The following is a 17,720-nucleotide window of genomic DNA, read 5'->3' as shown; positions in this document are numbered from 1 at the left end:
GGCCCGAATCGGGGGCGGGCCTTCCTTCGGCGTCGGCTGTGCCGATAGGGTCGGGGTGGATCCGCCGCCGCAAGTGCGGGTCCGACGCGGTCGGGGGGCCGGGTCATCAGGGGGTGGATGCGGGTGTTCCGTCGATGGTTCGCGGCGCTGTTCGCCGTGGTGCTCGCGGTCGGGCTGGCCGCGCCCGCGTCGACGCCGGCGGTCGCGGCGCCGGACGACGCCGAGTTTTTGATCGCGAAGAGCGATGCGACGGGCCAGTCGCCGTACGGCCCGGGCGCGCAGTTCAGCTACCGGGTCGAGTTGACGTGCAACAGCTCGATCGTGGACACCTGCGTCGGGGCGCAGCTGACCGACACCCTGCCGGAACCGCTCGTCTTCGACGCGAGCGTCGAACACGCGGTCGTCGTGGCGGGCGGCGGCACGAGCCAGGTCACCAGCGAAGGAACCTCGTTCACCGTCGACTTCTCGACGCCGGGCGTCTCGGGCGTCGGCCTGCCGACCGGGAACAAGGCCGACATCACCGTCTACGTGCAGGTCCCGCCGGACCTCGGCGCCGACTACAACGGCGACATCGTGAACACGGCCTTCGCGACCGCCGAGAACGCCCTGGACGTGGATGCCTCGGCGACGGTCGCGATCGACGTGCCCGAGGTGCTCGACACGACCGTGCAGAAAACGGTCGACGACCATCAGGCGCCGGGCTCGCCCGGCATCCCGGCCCTGCCCGGGCAGCCGGTCGATTACACGATCGGCGGCGGCAGCGTCTCGAACCGTTCGGTCGACGCCCTCGTCGTCCAGGATCCGGCCGACGGCGTCGCGAGCCCCTTCGAGGGCTCCCTCGACTTCACCGGGCTCACCTCGCTGACCCCGCCGAACGGCGCGGACCGGGTCGCGGTCGCCTGGCGGGACGCCGCCGGCGTCTGGCACGACGACTACACGGGCGAGATCCCGAGCGACCTCACGGGGATCCCCGCCGTCGATCCGCACTCCGAGGTGAAGGGTCTGCGGTTCACCTTCACCTCTTCGACCGGGCGGCTGCCGGCCGGCGGGGAGGAGGCATCCATCGGCTTCGCCGCCGAGACGAACGACACCGTGCTCGACATCCCCGTCGGCCAGGCGGTGGACGTGCCGAACACGGCCTCGTCGTCGGTCACCGTGCAGGGCCGCACGAGCACGCCGAACACCGCGGACGGCACCGTCTTCATCACGAACGAGGGCCCGACGGTGGTCGCCGGCAAGAGCTTCGCGAACCCGAACCTGCTCGCGGGCGATCAGACGACGGCGACGCTCACCGCCACCGTCGGCTACCGGCCCGTCGCCGAGCTCGTGATCGACGAGCCGAGTCCGGGGCAGCCGGACCTCGCCGCGCAGGGCCTCGACTTCGACGGGTTCACCGACGGCGTGCTCTGGCCGGCGGGCGCGACCGGCGCGAGCATCGAGTACCGCTACGCGGGCGGCGGAAGCGAGACGCTCACCGCCGACGAGACCGACACCCTGCCGCCGCCGTCCGAAGACGGCGTCGTGGGCTTCACGGCGACCTTCACAGGGCCGATCATCCAGCATGCGAGCGCGACCCTGCCGTTCACGGTCACGGCCCAGCCGGTCGACGAAGACACCACGAGCACGAACACGATCACGACCGCCGTCACCGACGCGGCCGGGTTGACGGGGAGCGACTCCGCCGCGGCAGATCTCACCCGCCAGCCCGGGCGCGTGTCGACGACGATCGACAAATCGGTCGCCCGCGACTGGCTCTGGGCCGTTCCGGGCACCACGACGGATGTGTCGTTCCGGGCCGATGTCAACGACGACGGGCCCAACGCATCCACCGTCGGCTCCGAGTACCTCATCGTGAGCGACCCGCCCGACCCGCAACCCGGCGACCCCGTCGATGCGTTCTGGAACGCCTTCGACCTCAGCCGCATCGTCGCCGGGGTGCCGACCGTGGCCGACCTGCAGGTGCAGGTCTGGGACGGGCAGGCGTGGACGGACCTGCCCGGCGGGCAGCTCGACGGGCCGGGAGACCTCGTCGTGGCGGTCCCGGCGGCGCAGCGCGAGAGCATCCAGGGCATGCGGTTCGTGTACACGCCGAAGGACGGGCAGCTGCTGCAGCCCGGCTTCCAGGTCGCGCCGTCGTTCTCGGTCGTCACGCGCGAGGAGTTCCGCGATGGATCGGGATCGGTCGCCGACGCCGCCGAGGCCGCCGACCCGCTGATCGTGCCCAACACGGGCGGCTCCGAGGTGTACAGCCCGAACGACTCGACGCCCGACGACGACACCGCCACCGCCGCCGACGAGACGGAGCTGCACTGGCTCGACCCCGACGGCGACGGCCCCGACCTCTTCGACAAGACCTGGCTCGTCGACCCGGAAGTGCCCCTGTACGCCTTCAGCGGGGTCGCGCGCGTCGCCCATCTCGCCTGGTCGACCGAGGGTCTGCCGTTCGACTCGGTCGCCTTCACCGACGACCCGACCGCCGGGCCGTTGTACGGCGACGGCGTCATCGGCGCATCGGCGTACGACGCCTGGGACCTCGTCGAGATCGCCCCGATCGACGGCGATCTCGACCCGTGGATGCAGTACGACCGGGTCGCCTCCGTCGAGCTCTTCGATGCGGGCGTCGGGGACTGGGTCGATGTCACGGCGGACGCGTGCGGCGCCGACGGGTCGGCATGCGACGGGGCATTCCCGGGCTACCCCCTGAGCGCCGAGCAGACGGCATCCACCCGCGCCGTCCGCCTCGTCTTCGAGGAGGGCAGCGGCCGAGACGGCGAGACCGGCCCCGAGCCCGGCTCGGGAGTGGCCGCCTCCTACGACCACGACCGTGGCATCGACCTCGTGTTCGAACTCCGATACGAGAAGCGCAGCGACGGCGGCCCGGTCACCGGGTCCCTGCACGACGAGTCGTACAACTCCGGCGCCGCCGGTGTCGTGAAGAACACCGCCGGCATCGTCGCCGACGGCGAACGCCCCGTCGCGCAGAGCGACGACGACCTCATCTCGATCCTCGATGCGGCCGCGGATGTGCAGGTGTCGAAGGAGTTCGATCAGGAGGCCCTGCCGATTCCGCCCGCCTCGGCCGGGCAGGCCACGTATCCGCTCGCGACGGCGACGATCGTCGCCACGAACGCGACCCAGGCCTCCGTCTCCACGATGGACGTCTCCGACCCGGCGCCGGGCGCGACGGAATCGATGTACGAGTATCTGAACCTGTACCGCATCGACGCGATCTCCGTTCCGGTCGACGCGACCGAGTCGAGCGTCGTCCTCACCCGCGAGGGCGGGGCGGATCCGCCGATCTCGATCGAAGACGCGCTCGAACTCGCACCGGCCGACCTCGCCGACGTCATCGGCATCGACGTCCACCATGAGACCCCCGGTACGGTCTCGATCCGCTCCGGCTCCGCGAGCACCGTCGTGCTCACCTACCAACTGCGGGAGACCGGCCGCGCGAGCGGACTTCCGCCGACGGCGGCGGACACCGCCGTCAACGTCGCCGGGGCCGAGGTCGCACGCCCGGGCGGCCTGCCGGACCTCGACATCGCCACGGGCACCGCGAGCGACACGCTCGCCTTCGACGCCGCCGACTACGACGTCTTCGCCGGGAAGACGATCACCCCCGACTCTCGCTTCGAGGACGAGCCTCGCGAGGGGTACCGCGTGGATCTCACCGGGCAGCCCGGCGGCAACGTGCGCACCACCGTGCTCTCGGTCACCGACGACGAGGCGACGTTCTGGAACGCGTTCACGTTCGCCGGCTTCCCCGATGCGACCCTTCCGGCGAACCTGCACCAGCTGCGCGTGCAGGTGCTCACCGGCGTCGACTACGCCCTCGATGAGGGGAGCGGCGACATCGTCGTCACCTGCGGCGGGTCCGTCGTGCTCGACGGCTGCTGGGTCCCCGGCCCCTGGCAGGACACGGACGCGAATTCGACCGTCACCCCCGCACTGCCGAGCGGGGTCGACCCGGTCGACGTCCTCGGCATCCGCTTCGACGTGCGCGCCGACGCCGACGAGTCGAACTGGGAGAGCCCGTTCAACCCGATCGTCGAGCTCGCGTTCACCGCCGACCGGCTCGGGAACCTCCGCATCGGCCCGGGCGGGGAGATCGACAGCGTGCCGGTGCCCTCGACCCGACCGGATCTCGACCCGGCCCCGGGTGAGACGAGTGCCGGGACGATCACCGATGTCGTCGACGTGCACGGTATCGGCGCGTGGGAGGTCGACACCGGCACCCGGTGGACGGCGGACGACTCCGTGCCGGCGACGACGGTGCTGCGCCATCTGCCGAACGGGATCGAGGTCGAGAAGCTCCCGGGCAACGGCCAGGACGGTGCGGACTCGCAGCAGTTCCCGCCCGCGAGCGAGATCCCGTACCGCATGACGATCACGAACACCGGTTCGTGGCCGATCGAGGGGCTTGTGCTCGAAGACCGCATCCAGGCGGACGGTTCCGGCTCGATGCTCGTGCCGCGCCCCGGCGCCGACCCCGTCTTCGAGTTCTTGCTCGATGGAGCGGCGGCCGAGGGCTTCGATGCGGCCCTCGACCCCGACACGGGCGTGGTCGCGGTCACGGTGCCGGACGGGTTCGTGTTGCAGCCGGCCGGTGTGCTGGAGATCAGGGCGCATCTGCAGTTCCGCGACGCTCTGCCGCCCGGCACACCCGTCGCCAACACGATCACCGCGACGAGCGACCGGATGTTCGACACCTGCGACTCGACCTCGTTCGGGACGGTGACGAACCCGACCGTGAGCGACGTCGACGACTGCACGGCGAACACGACCGTGAACCCGACCGCGGCTGCCCCGATCAGCCTCGAGAAGGGGGTGCGCGGAGTCGCGGCCGGTGTGCCGGGTGCGGATGCCGGTGACGCGAACTACGACGACCTCGGTGTGCTGAGCACCACCGGCTCGCCCGAGGATTGCGCCGAGCCGAACGCGACGGGCGGCAACTACCGGAACATCTGCGTGCCGATCACCAGGCCCGGCGGCGTCGAACGGTGGCGGCTGGCGTTCACGAACCTCGGCAATGTGCCGTCGCAGGCCATCGCCGGTATCGACGTGCTGCCCGCCGTCGGCGACACGGGCGTCACCGTGCCGAACGCGCGCGGCTCGCAGTGGTCGCCGATCTTCCTCGGCGGCGTCCGACCCGAAGGGCGGGCGACGACGGCGACGGTGACGAACTTCTACACGACGACGGTGCCAAGCGTCGCGTGCAATGCGACCGATATCGAGTACTCCTCGCGCGGCGAAGAGGTGCCGCCGGGGAACGCGTGCGCGAGCGACATCGCCGCTCGCGACTGGATCGCGTACGACGCGACGACGCCCCCCGAGGAGCTCGCCCGGGCCAAGGCGCTGAAGACGGTCGCCGTCTGGCCCGAGGGCGACGGCCTCGCACCCGGCACCTCGGGGGCGATCACCTTCGACACCCGCACGCCGGCCTGGATCCCGGATGCCTACGAGGGGGGTCTGCCGATCGCCTGGAACTCGGTCGCGGCGGGGTCCCTGGCGCTGCACGACGGCGGCGAGATCTACCAGGGCCCGGTCGAGCCGGTCCGCGCCGGCGTCGCCGCGCCGACGGGGACGTTCGAGTTGCAGAAGGAGGTCGTGACGGATCCCGTCGACTGGCCCGCACCGCTTCCCGATGCCTACGAGGCGAACGTGCAGTGCACCTCGGACGGGGAGGAGGGCACGATCACCCCCGACCCGGCCCCCGTCGACGTGCCCGCCGGCGGCACCGTCGTGCTGATCGGGGAGGGCACGAACCTGCCCATGTATGCCGACTGCCGGGTGCAGGAGCTCCCCGCGCAGGGCGCCGCCGTCGGCTACGATCCGGCGGGCACCGACGGCTGGTCGGGTACCGTCTCGGCGCAGCGCGACCTCACCGCGCGCGATGACATCCACCACCCGGCCCCCGCGTCCGAGGAGTCGGATCTCATCACGATGCGGAACGAGTACGAGCTCGGCGGCTTCACGGTGTCGAAGGCGATCGTGCCCGGCGGCGCGGAGGATCAGGAGGGCGACCTCATCGAGTTCCACCCGACGTTCGGGTTCGAGACGAGCTGCACCTTCCTCGGCGAGGAGGTGCTCGGCGAGGAGTTCGAACTGCAGGACGGCGAGCAGGCGGAGTTCGGCGGTGTGCCCGTCGGCGCCGAATGCACCGTCACCGAGACCGACGATGCGGGCGCGACGACGACGAGTATCGTCGTCACCGAGAGCGGGGTGCCGGGCGAGCCGGTCGACGGGGCGTCCGTCGACTTCACCGTGCTGCCGGACGTCGATGACACGCACGCGACCGCGGTCGCCGTGACGAACACGTACACCGTCGGCGGCATCGAGATCACGAAGAGGGTCATCGGCGACGGCACGCCGGTGCACGGGTTCACGGTCACCCTCGTCTGCACCTGGGATCAGGCCGACGAGAACCCCGTGTTCCACGATGCCTGGACCTTCCCGGTCGCGGGCGGCACCTGGAGCGTCGGGCTGCTGCCGACGGGCGCCGAGTGTGACATCGACGAGTCCGACGACGGGGGCGCGACCGAGGCGACGATCACCCCTGAGCAGGTCGCCATCGGGATCGACGGCACCCCGGGCGACCCGGTCCTGGTCGACGTGCAGAACGACTTCCGCGTCGGCGGCTTCGAGGTCGAGAAGACGGTCGCCGGCTCCGGCATCGGCTTCAGCGCGGGCGCCGTCTTCGTGTTCGGCTACCGCTGCGAGTATCTCGGCGAGACCGTCGGCGAGGGCGAACTCACGATCACCGGCGACGGCACGGCCGGGCCGTTCACCTCGGAGGCCGTCACGGGGCTGCCCGTCGGGGCGGACTGCGCCATCACCGAGACCGCGAACGGGGGAGCGGATGCCACGCCGCCGCCCGTGGACGTCGTGATCCCCGACGAGGACGACGGCGTCGCAACGGTCGTCACCGCACCGTTCGAGAACCGTTTCTCGGCCGCAGGCCTGCAGGTGACGAAAGCCCTCGACGGCGCGGGCGCGACAGACCCGGCCGTGGTGGATGCCGCGTACACCGTGCTCGTGACCTGCGCCCTCACCGAAGACGCCGACCCCCTCTTCGCAGGCGAGGTCGAGGTCACCGGCAACGAGACCGTGACCGTCACGGACGGCGGTGCGCCGCTCATCCTGCCCGTCGGCACCCACTGCTGGGGCGAGGAGACCGATGCGGCCGGCGCCACGGCATCCACCGTCGACCACGACTCCTTCGAGAACGCCGTCGTCGTCGTGCCGATCGACGAAGACGACCCGGCCGTGCTCGAGATCACCGCGACGAACACCTTCGACCTCGCAGACCTCACGATCGCCAAGGAGCTCGCCGGCGGCGCCGCCGAATACGCCGAGGACACCGAGTTCGAGATCCTCGTCACCTGCACTCTCGACCGCGGCGGCAACAACGACCCGATCGTGAGCTACGACGATGAATCCGTCGTCCTGCGGGGCGGCGGGCGGGACACGCTCGGCGATATCCCCGTCGGCTCCACCTGCTACGCCGAGGAGCCCGACGGGCAGGGCGCCTGGGAGATCGAGATCAGCGCGACCGAGGACGACCCGGTCGTCGTCGGCGGCGACGAACCCGTCACGATCACGGTGACGAACGTGTTCCCCGACGCCGGCTTCACGGTCGCCAAGGAGGTCGACAACGGCGGCGCCGTCGACCAGAGCGGCCAGCCCGTCGAGTACTCGTACGTGTACCGCTTCATCGTCGTCTGCGGCTTCGAGGGCGAGACCGTGCTCGACGAGATCTTCGAGCTCGGCGACGGCGAGACGCGCAGCTTCACCGAGCTGCCCGCCGGCAGCGACTGCACCGTCGACGAGATCGTCCAGCAGGATGCCCGCACGACCGTCGTCCTCGCGCAGGGCGGCGTCGACGACGACCTCGGCGAGACCACGACCGCGACCTTCGAGCTCCAGCCCGATGACGACGCCGGGCGGCCGACGACGCTCATGACGGTCACGAACCACTACCCGGTCGGCTCGATCGAGATCGCCAAGTCCGTCACCGGCACGGGGGCCGACACCTGGGCCGGCGCATTCGGCGACTTCGAGGTGCGCCTGCACTGCGTGCATGACGCCGTCGACGCCGACGTGTACGACGACACGCATACGCTGACGGTAGATGCCCCGGGCGACGTCTGGCTCGTCGACCACCTGCCGACGGGCGCCCGCTGCGCCGTGACCGAGGTGGATGCCGCCGGCGCCACCGAGTCGAACGCGACCCCGGCATCCACCGTCATCGACGACGACGAACTCGCCGACCCGGTGCGCGTCGACGTCGTCAACGACTTCCGCACCGGCGCCCTCGACGTGCTGAAGGACGCCGCCGGGCCGGGCGCCCCCGACTTCTCCGCCCGCTACGTCTTCGAAGCCGTCTGCACCTACGAGGGGCAGGAGGTCGTGCACCGCGAACTCGTCGTCCTCGACGACGGCAGCGGCGGCCCGTTCCGCAGCGAGACCGTCACCGGCATCCCGGTCGGCGCCGAATGCGTCGTCACCGAGACCGATCCGGGCGGCGCAGACGCGCCCGCACCGCCCGTGACCGTCGTCATCCCCGACCAGGAGGAGCCCGGCGTCGAGTCCGTCGTCACGGCCGGCTTCGTCAACGAGTTCTCCGTCGGCACCGTCGCGCTCGCCAAGGAGGTGACGGGCGACGCGGTGGATGCCGCGGCCGGCGCCGTCTTCACCGTGCAGCTGACCTGTCAGCTCGTCCGCGACGGCGAACCCGTCACCCTCTACGAGGCGCCCACCCGCATCGAGGCCGGCGAGACGGTGCCGGTCGCGGGGCCCGGCGGGGGGCCGCTCCGCCTGCCGATCGGCACGCACTGCTGGGCCGTCGAACCCGACGCCGCCGGCGCCTCCGATGTCTCGATCGACTTCGGGTCCTTCGACGATGCGGCCGTCGTCGGCCGGTCCGCCGAGGAGCAGCACCTCACGATCACCGCGACGAACACCTACGAGGCCGGGTCGCTGCGTCTCGAGAAGACCGTCAGCGGCGCCGTCGACCAGGCCGCCGGGCGCTCCTTCGTCATCGAGGTGAGTTGCGTGCTGGGCCGCGGCGACAACGATCCCTTCGTCGCGATGGATGCCGAACGCATCGTCATCGGCCCCGGTGAGACGCGCACCTTCGACGGGCTGCCCGTCGGCGCCGCCTGCTCGGCCGAGGAAGTGGATGCCGGAGGCGCCGCATCCTCCACGGTCAGCGCGACCGTCGCTGATCCCGTCGTGATCACGGCCGACGCCGCCGTCACGATCACCGTCGACAACCGCTTCGACCCGCCGCTGCCGCGGACCGGCGTCGACGGCGGCGCCCTGCTCGCCGCACTCGGCTGGGCGGTGCTGCTCCTCGGCGGCGGCGGGGCTGCGCTCGCCGCCGGCCTCTCCCGTCGGCGCCGCGCCCGCGCGTGAGCGGCCGCGCCCGCCGCCGCGCCGCGGCGGTCACGGTGGCGGTGTGCTCCCGCATCCACCGCGGCACCTACCGGCTGAGCACAGGACCGGCTGTCTCTTCTGCGCAATGCAGGAACGCGCTCGGCGTGTCGCACTCGCCATGCGGGAGAACGCCCCGCGACACGCGCGCGGTCCTGCATTGCGCAGGGGAGGGTGCTTGGGGGAGGGGGAGGAGGGAGCGGGGACAGAGGGGTGCGGGGTGGGGAGAGAGCGGGGTGCGGCGGCGTGGCTAGCCGTAGCGCTCGCGGAAGCGGCGGCGGGCGGCGGGGTGGAGGGGATCGGGGCGGTGTCGATGAGGCTCGACGAGGTGAGGTACTGCAGGCCGATCGAGGGCTGCGGCACGAGGCGCGGCGCCTCTTCGAGGAGGAGGTCGACGAACGCCCGGGCGAGCTCGCCGGGCAGTTCGGGGCGGGCGAGCAGGAAGTTCGAGACGCCGATCGCCGGGACGGCTTCGGTGAGTCCGTAGGTGCCGGCGGGCACCGCGGTGATCGCGTAGGCGTCGCCGAAGTCGCGGTTCATCGCCGGCACGGCGGCGGTGAGGTCGAGCAGGCGCACGCGGGTGATGCCGTCGAGGCGCGAGAGCTCCGGCAGCGGGATGCCGCCCGACCACATGACGGCGTCGATGTCGCCGGTCGCGAGGGCGCCCACGGCATCCGCGAGGCCGAGTTCGAGCAGGACCGCGGTGCCGGGTGCGGATGCCGCGGCGCCCTGCACGCCGCCCGTCACGCCGGGTGCGGATGCCGCGGCGCCCTGCCCTGCGCCGGCGGCGATCCGCGCGCCGTCCGCGCCGCCCGTCTCGCCCGCGCCGCCTGCGGGGGCGAGCCCCAGCGCGGCGAAGGCGCGCAGCGACATGGTCGCCGTCCCGGAACCGGGCGCCCCGATCGACACGCGCCGCCCGGCGAGCCCGGCGGGGGCGGCGATGCCGGAATCCTCGCGCACGATGCACTGCAGGTAGTTCTGGTAGACGCGGCCGATCGCGACGATCCCGTCGGCCCGGGCGGCGGCGGTGTCGGCGAGGGCGATGGCGAGCTCGGCCTCGCCGGAGCGCAGCAGTTCGACGTTCTCGACGCTGCCCTCGGTGGGCAGGGCCCGCATGTCGGCGGCGATGCCGGCATCCACCGCCGCGCGCGCCAGCAGCTGCCCGAAGCGGATGTACGTGCCGCCCGGTTCGCCGCACGCCATGCGGATCCGCCGCGCCGCCGGGGCCGGCGCGCAGCCGGCGAGGGCCGCGGCCAGGCTCGTCGCGAGGCCCGCGGCACCGAGGGCGAGCACGGCGCGGCGGCTCGGGTGGATGCCCCGGCGCGCCGACCCGGCCGGGTGCAGCTTCGGGTGGATGCCCCGGCGCGCCGGCCCGGCCGGGTGCATGCTCCGGCGGTCGCCCCCGCCCTCGCTCGCGCTCATGCGAGCACCCCGAACTCGGCGCGCACGCGGAGGCCCCCTTCGGGGGCGCGGTCGATGGTGAGGCGGCCGGCGTTCGCGCGCACGAGTTCGCCGACGATCGCGAGACCGAGGCCGGTGCCTGGCACCTGGCGGTGCTGCGAGGCCCGCCAGAAGCGGGCGCCGACGCGGGCGAGCTCCTCGTCGCCGAGGCCCGGCCCGTCGTCGGCGATCTCGAGCACGGCGGTGCCCGCCGCGGCGGCGAACGATTCGCTGCCGGGAGGGCCGGCATCCGCACCCGAGCGCGCGAGCCGCACCCGCACGGTCGCACCCGCCCCCGCGTACTTGCGGGTGTTGTCGAGCACGGTCGCGACGATCTCCTCGAGGTCGCTGCGGCGGCAGGCGAGGCGCAGCTCCTCCGCGCCGGTGACGACGAGGTGCTGGTCGGCGGCGTCCATGAGCGCCCGGAAGGGTTCGGCGAGCGCCGCCGCCGACGGCACGGTGTGGTCGCGGCGGGAGTCGCGGGCGAAGCCGGTGCGGGATCCGCTCGCCTCGGCGGTCGCGCGATGCTCGGCGTTGGCGAGGGCGAGCATGCGATCCACGGTGCGTTCGAGGCGGTCGAGGTCGGCGTCGATGAGCGCGAGCTCGTCCGCGGCGCCCCCAGGGCCCGAGGAGCCGCTCGCAGCCGCCGAGACATCGCCCGAGACGGCTCCCGGCGCGTCGCCCCCAGTCCCGGTTCCGACCGGGGCCTCGCGCACGGCATCCACGCGCAGCCGGATCGCCGCGAGCGGATTCCGCAGCTGATGCGAGGCGTCGGCGACGAGGGCCCGCTGCTGCTCGAGGGTGTCGTGCATGCCGCCGGCCATGCGTGTGAAGCTCGCCTCGAGGCGGCGGAGCTCGGGCGGGCCGGCCTGGGCGAGGGGCATCAGGTCGCGGCGTTCGGCGAAGGCGTTCGCGGCGTCGTCGAGGGCTTTGACGGGGCGCAGCACCCAGTGCGCGAAGCGGTGCGCGAGCAGGGCGAGGCCTGCGAGCAGGGTGGCAGCGGCTCCGGCGAGCACGAGCCACTGCGCGCCGATGTCGCCGGTCGCCCGGCTCGCATCGGCTTCGAGGACGACGGCGCCGAGGCTCGACTCGCCGACACCGGGCACGGGTTCGGAGATGAGCGCGACCGGGCTCGACCAGGGCCGGAGCGTCGGCAGGGTGCGCTGCGGCAGCGCCCGCACGGCGGCCTGCACATGCCGGTCGACGTCGGCGCGGTGCGGGTCGAGGTCGCCGGCGATGACGGTGCCCGCAGCATCCACCACCAGCACGTGTTCGCCCGTGACCTCGCGGAAGCGGTCCAGGTAGGCGGTCAGCCCCGAGCGGTCGCCGGTCGCGATCGACCCCTCGGCCAGCTGCACGAGATGCCCGAGCGCCGCCGAACGGGTGATCGTGAGCTGCTGGGTGCGGGCGGCCGCGAGGGCCTCGCCGGCAGGCAGCACGAGCGCGAGCACCGCGACGACCCCGACGAGCAGGATCGGCAGCAGCACCCGGGTGAGCATCAGCCGGCCTCGAGGCGGTACCCGTACCCGCGGATCGTGGTGATGAGGCCGCCCGGCAGCTTCTGCCGGAGCTGGGCGAGGTGCACGTCGAACGCGCGGGAACTGGCCGCGTACGCGTCGCCCCACACCTCGTCGAGGATCTGCTCGCGGCTGACGGCGGCCCCGACGCGGGCCGCGAGCGCGGCGAGCACCTCGAACTCGGTGCGGGTGAGGGGCAGCTCTGCGCCGTCGACGCTCGCACGCCGGGCGCGCAGCTCGACCTCCAGGGGTCCGGCGTGCACGGCTTCGGGGCGGTCGGGGCCGGGCCTGCGCCGCACGGCGACCTCCATGCGGGCGAGCAGCTCGCGCACGCGCACCGGCTTCACGAGGTAGTCGTCGGCGCCGAGGCGCAGCGCCCGCACGGTGGATCGTTCGTCACCGCGGGCGGTGACGACGAGCACGGGCACCTCGCTGACCATCCGGAGCCTGCGCAGCACCTCGAAGCCGTCGGTGTCTTCGAGGCCGAGGTCGAGCATGACGAGTTCGGCGCGCTGGTGGGCGAGCAGCACGTCGCCGCCGCGGGCGGTGCGGGCCACCCGGTGCCCGGCGCGCTCGAGCACGCCCGTGAGGGCTGCGGCGACGGAGTCGTCGTCCTCGGCGATGAGCACGCGCATGGCGGCAAGCATAGGGCGCGAGCGGATGCCGTGGCACACCGGCGTGGCCCCCGGTGGTGCCCCGAGTGGATGCCGGGGGCCACGGCATCCACCCGTGCCGGTTGATTCAGCTCTTCGGTTTACGCCTTTGCTCCGCATCACCTGAGCCAGCGTGATTCAGGTCTATGCGGCCTGAGGTGCTCCGCCGCCTGACCGCGGCGAAAACTAGCATGGCTGACATGGCAACGCAGAAAACGATCAGAGCGACGAGGGCCCCCAGGTGAAGGGGTCGGGCGGTGAGCGCGGCCAGGATGAGGAGCGCTGCCATCCCGAGGACAAACACGGCAGCTGTTCCGGCCCATAGGGCAGCGATCTTAGCGTTCATGCCATACCTCCTCAGTTGATTATCTCTGCTGCGACCGAGAAGTCTCGGACTGACCTGATCAGGCTACTGCCCACCAGCGCTCTTGGTGACGCCACAGCCCGAAGTAACCGTGATCTCGACCCAAAGATTCGATGAGCCAGGGACAAGAAGGTTCTGGAAATGCGCATTTCGGAAGGTCGTGTGCGACGTCCGGGCGCCATTGAAGTAGTCCTGAGATCCAGCAAGGCCAGTGAAGGACTCGCCGATGGTCGAGTTAGCGTCCACTGAATAGGAGGTGCTGAGGACTCGGAACGAGTCGCTGCCGCACGCGAAGTCCTTGTAGACGATGAGCTGACGCACAACATGGCCGAAGATGTTTGTGACGGTTCGATCGTGCACGGTATTCATCATTGTGAGCGGCACGAACCCGTGCTCGGCACTCTCCCCGAGGTCACCGGCGGTCGGTGCACGCTCGGTCTTCGTCGTGACGGTCTCGGACTGAACACCTACCGCAGACATGAGACGCTCGTCGCCCCAGACCTCCTCAGCTTTGTCGTCAGTGAGGCCTCCCACCTCGACGGCTGCCGCGATGAACAGGTCCTTGTCCCAGCCGTTGATCGAGCCGTCTTCGGCGTGAGCGGCCGAAGTCACGGGCGCGAAGACGAGAAGAACCGCAACGAGGGCGGACGTGGTCATGAATCGCGCCTTAGGCACCTTGAGGATCATGACGAGATCTCCTTTTCTGGCTCCGTTGCCGTCCAGCATCGTGATTCAGGGAACATGACGCAACCGTATTGCGAATGTATGAAGAACATTCGGCAAACATACAGAATTTATGAAGATTCTCCATCGCATGCTCCGTCAGTATCCTTCGACGCTCAGCGGAATCATCCAAGGCCATGGGGTTACTCGAACCTCAAGATCGTGCAAAGAAACCGGGGGTGAGCCGCGCGCGGCCCATATCGTGGCGGCATGCCAGACGATGGAGTCACCGGTATCGCCCGAGCCGAAGCCGCGCCGCCCCCTGAGCCGCCTGCGCCCGAACGGCGAGCCGGGGGCGGCGCATCGGAGCCGCCCGGCGCATCCACCCGGCCCGGCGCGTCCACCACCCCCGACGCATCCGCCACCGCCACCGCGACCGCCCCCGGAACCGCCGAGCGCAGCACCGACGACCTCATCGCCGAGTTCGACGAGGAGCGCGCCGCACGCCGCCTGCCGCGACGCCTCGACCTCATCGTCACCGCGTACTGCTTCGCAGTCACCGTCTTCGTGCTCTACCAGGTGTTCTTCCCGCTGCGGCAGGGACAGCAGTACTGGCTCATCGTGTTCCTCGGGCTCACCCTGCCGCTCGCGTTCCTGCTCTACCGGGCCCGCTCGAAGCCGGGCGCGGCCACACAGCCCACCTGGTGGGACTGGACGCTCACCATCGCCGGCTTCCTCGTCTGTTTCTACCCGCTGCTGCCCGTGGCGATCGGCGACGGAGGCGGCGGCTTCAACGCCTTCCTCGACCGGCAGGGATCCCTCGGCACCGTCGACATCGTCGCCGGCACCGTCCTCACCGTCCTCATCCTCGAAGCCGCCCGCCGCACCACCGGCCTCGTGCTGCCGATCTTCTGCCTCGTCTTCTTCGCCTTCGCCTACTACGGCGGCTACCTGCCGATGGACTGGGCGATCAGCCACGCCGGCGTCGACTTCGACCAGATCATCAACGGCTTCTTCAACGACCAGTCCGGCTTCTACGGCACCCCCCTGTCGGTCGCGGCCAGCTACATCGTGCTGTTCATCATCTACGGCGCCGTGCTGCAGGCCACCGGCGCCGGCCGCTTCTTCATCGACTTCTCGTTCTCGCTGTTCCGCTCCTCGCGGTCGGCGGCCGGCCGCACCGTCGTCACCAGCGGGTTCCTGCTCGGCACCGTCTCCGGCTCCGGCACGGCGACGGCCGTCACCCTCGGCTCCCTCGCCTGGCCGGTGCTGAAGCGCGCCGGGTACCCGGCGAACCCCGCCGGCGGGGTGCTCGCCGCCGCCGGAATCGGCGCGATCCTCTCCCCGCCGACGCTCGGCGCCGCCGCGTTCATCATCGCCGAGTACCTCTCCGTGTCGTACCTCGACGTCATGATCTGGGCGATCGTGCCGACCATCCTCTACTACGTCGGCATCTTCATCGCCGTCGAGATCGACGCCCGCCGCTTCGGCGCCAACGCCATCGACATGCCCCGCAAACGCACCGGATGGCTGCTGGCGCGCTTCGGGTACCACTTCCTCTCCCTCGGCGTCATCGTCTTCTTCCTCGCCGTCGGCCTGCCGCCGTTCCGCGCGATCGTGTACGCCACCGGCGTCGCCGCCGTCTTCGGCCTCATCGAACGGATCGTCTCGCGCCGCGACCCCCTCGACGACGACGCCGTCACGCAGCCCCTCGGGCGGGCGCTCGCCGACTACGCCCGCGAACTCTTCATCTCGCTGTCCACCGGCATCCGCTCGGCGATCCCCGTCGTCGCCGTCTGCGCGGCCGCCGGCATCATCACGAGCGTCATCGTCAAGACCGGCGTCGGCCTCACCTTCGCCCGCATGCTCGTCGGCGTCGCCGAATCCCTCGCCTCCGACCCGCGCGCGATCCTCGCGATCACCGCCGTGCTGGCCGCCGTCGCGATCATCCTGCTCGGCCTCGCCGTGCCGGTGACGGCCTCGTTCATCATCTCCTGGGTGATCATCGGGCCCGCCCTCATCACCCTCGGCGTCGAACGCCCCGAAGCGGCGATGTTCATCTTCTACTACGCCGTGCTCTCCGAGGTGTCGCCGCCGACCGCGCTCGCCGCCGTCGCCTCGGCCGCGATCACCGGCGGCGACACGATGCGCACCATGTGGCAGGCGACGAAGTACACCCTGCCCGCCTTCCTCGCCCCGCTCGCCTTCGTCCTGACGCCCGCCGGCGGCAGCCTGCTGCTGCAGGGCGATCTGCTGACGACGCTCTGGGCGGGGGCCGTGTCGGTCGTCGCGGTCGCAGCCCTCGCCGGCGCCACCGGTGGATGGGTGTTCGCCCGCGCCACCTGGGTCGAACGCGTGCTGCTGCTCGTCGGCGCCATCGCCTGCCTCTACCTCGAACCCGTCTCGATCGCCGCCGGCCTCGCGTTCCTCGTCGCCGCGGCGCTGCTGAACGGCATCCGCACCCGATTCGGCCGGAACGACCCAGACCCTGCACCGCACGCACCGATCACATCCCAGGAAGGAACCAGCGCATGACCACCACCACGAAACGCGCGATCGGCTTCACCGCCGCCGCGCTCGCCACCGCCCTCGCCCTCACCGGCTGCGGCGGGCAGCAGCAGCGGGCCGCCGAGAGCCCCGAGGCCGGCTCCGGCGACGGCTGCACCGCACCCGCCGCGCAGCTGACGATCGCGACCGGCAACTCGACCGGCGTCTACTACGTGCTCGGCGGCGCGATCGCCGACCTGCTCTCCAGCGACACCGAACTACGCGTCACCGCCGCCGAAACCGGCGCCTCGGTGCAGAACATCGAGCAGCTGGTCGCCGGCGACTACGACATCGCGTTCTCGCTCGCCGACACCGCCGCCGACGCCATCCAGGGCACCGGCTCCTTCAGCGAGGAGCAGCCGATCGCGGCCCTCGGCCGCATCCACACGAACTCGACGCAGGTCATCGTCCGCAAGGATGCCGGCATCGCGAGCGTCGAGGACATGAAGGGCAAGACGGTTTCGACCGGCTCGCCGAAGTCGGGCACCGAGGTCATCGCGAACCGCCTGCTCGAGGCCGCCGGCCTCGACCCCGCCGCCGACGTCTCCGCACAGCGCCTCGACCTCTCCTCGAGCGTCGACGGCCTGCGCAACGGCAACATCGACGCGATCTTCTGGTCGGGCGGCCTGCCCACGCCGAACATCACGGAACTGTTCACCACCGACGCCGGCAGCGTCGAGTTCATCGACATCACCCCGCTGCTGGACGGCATGCACGAGTTCAGCCCCGTCTACGAGGAGGGCACGATCCCGGCCGACACCTACGGGCTCGACGGCGATGTGAAGACCATCATCGTGCCGAACATGCTCCTCGTCCGCGACGACATGGACGATGCGACCGCGTGCGGTATCGACACCGCCATCTGGGGCAACATCGACCGCCTCGAGCAGGTGCACGCCTCCGCGGGCGAGTTCGACCCGGAGACGGCGCAGCAGACCGACCCGGTGCCCCTGAACAAGGGCGCGGAGGAAGCGCTGAAAGAGCTCGCCGAGTAGTTCGTCGAGAGCTGCTCCATCCGGCGGAACCGGGTCTCGATACGGCCGCGGGCGGCCTACTCGACCGACGGGAGTTCGCCGGTCGAGTAGCGAGGAACGAGCGTAT

7 protein-coding genes are annotated in these 17,720 nt (G+C 71.5%); 3 read left to right on the top strand and 4 right to left on the bottom strand.

The genetic code is table 11. The features are described 5' to 3' along the window. The first annotated feature begins 123 nt into the window (after window positions 1-123). A complete protein-coding gene (locus G127AT_RS06555; protein WP_210901223.1) occupies window positions 124-9,417 on the top strand; it encodes a DUF5979 domain-containing protein in 9,294 nt (3,097 codons plus the stop codon). Window positions 9,418-9,447: 30 nt separating this feature from the next. On the opposite strand, the gene G127AT_RS06550 is transcribed toward G127AT_RS06555, so the two are convergent. From G127AT_RS06550 to G127AT_RS06535, 4 genes are all read right to left on the bottom strand, one after another. Continuing rightward, window positions 9,448-10,857 (bottom strand): TAXI family TRAP transporter solute-binding subunit, encoded by a 1,410-nt coding sequence (locus tag G127AT_RS06550; protein WP_210901221.1) that lies wholly within the window; start codon window positions 10,855-10,857, stop codon window positions 9,448-9,450. After that, window positions 10,854-12,374 carry a sensor histidine kinase gene (locus G127AT_RS06545; protein WP_210901220.1) on the bottom strand — a complete coding sequence of 507 codons (1,521 nt, stop codon included), beginning with the start codon at window positions 12,372-12,374 and terminating at the stop codon, window positions 10,854-10,856. The genes G127AT_RS06550 and G127AT_RS06545 overlap by 4 nt, the downstream gene beginning before the upstream one ends. Continuing rightward, window positions 12,374-13,027: a response regulator transcription factor gene (locus G127AT_RS06540; protein ID WP_210901219.1), complete on the bottom strand. Its 654-nt coding sequence runs from the start codon at window positions 13,025-13,027 to the stop codon at window positions 12,374-12,376. Before G127AT_RS06540 ends, G127AT_RS06545 begins: the two co-directional genes overlap by 1 nt. Before the next feature lie 427 nt (window positions 13,028-13,454). Next, on the bottom strand, window positions 13,455-14,096 hold the full coding sequence (locus G127AT_RS06535; protein ID WP_210901218.1) for a hypothetical protein: 642 nt from the start codon (window positions 14,094-14,096) through the stop codon (window positions 13,455-13,457). Window positions 14,097-14,342: 246 nt separating this feature from the next. Between G127AT_RS06535 and G127AT_RS06530 the strand changes: the two genes are divergently transcribed. Beyond that, entirely contained in the window at window positions 14,343-16,607 is a 2,265-nt protein-coding gene (locus tag G127AT_RS06530; protein ID WP_210901217.1) for a TRAP transporter permease, read from the top strand. After that, the gene (locus G127AT_RS06525; RefSeq protein WP_210901216.1) at window positions 16,604-17,614 is read left to right on the top strand and encodes a TAXI family TRAP transporter solute-binding subunit; all 1,011 of its coding nucleotides are present in this window, start codon (window positions 16,604-16,606) and stop codon (window positions 17,612-17,614) included. Before G127AT_RS06530 ends, G127AT_RS06525 begins: the two co-directional genes overlap by 4 nt. Window positions 17,615-17,720 lie beyond the last annotated feature (106 nt).

The sequence above is a fragment of the Agromyces archimandritae genome, from assembly GCF_018024495.1.
Classification (GTDB): domain Bacteria; phylum Actinomycetota; class Actinomycetes; order Actinomycetales; family Microbacteriaceae; genus Agromyces; species Agromyces archimandritae.
Note: the sequence above shows the minus strand (reverse complement) of the source record. Positions and strands in the feature narration are given on the sequence as shown.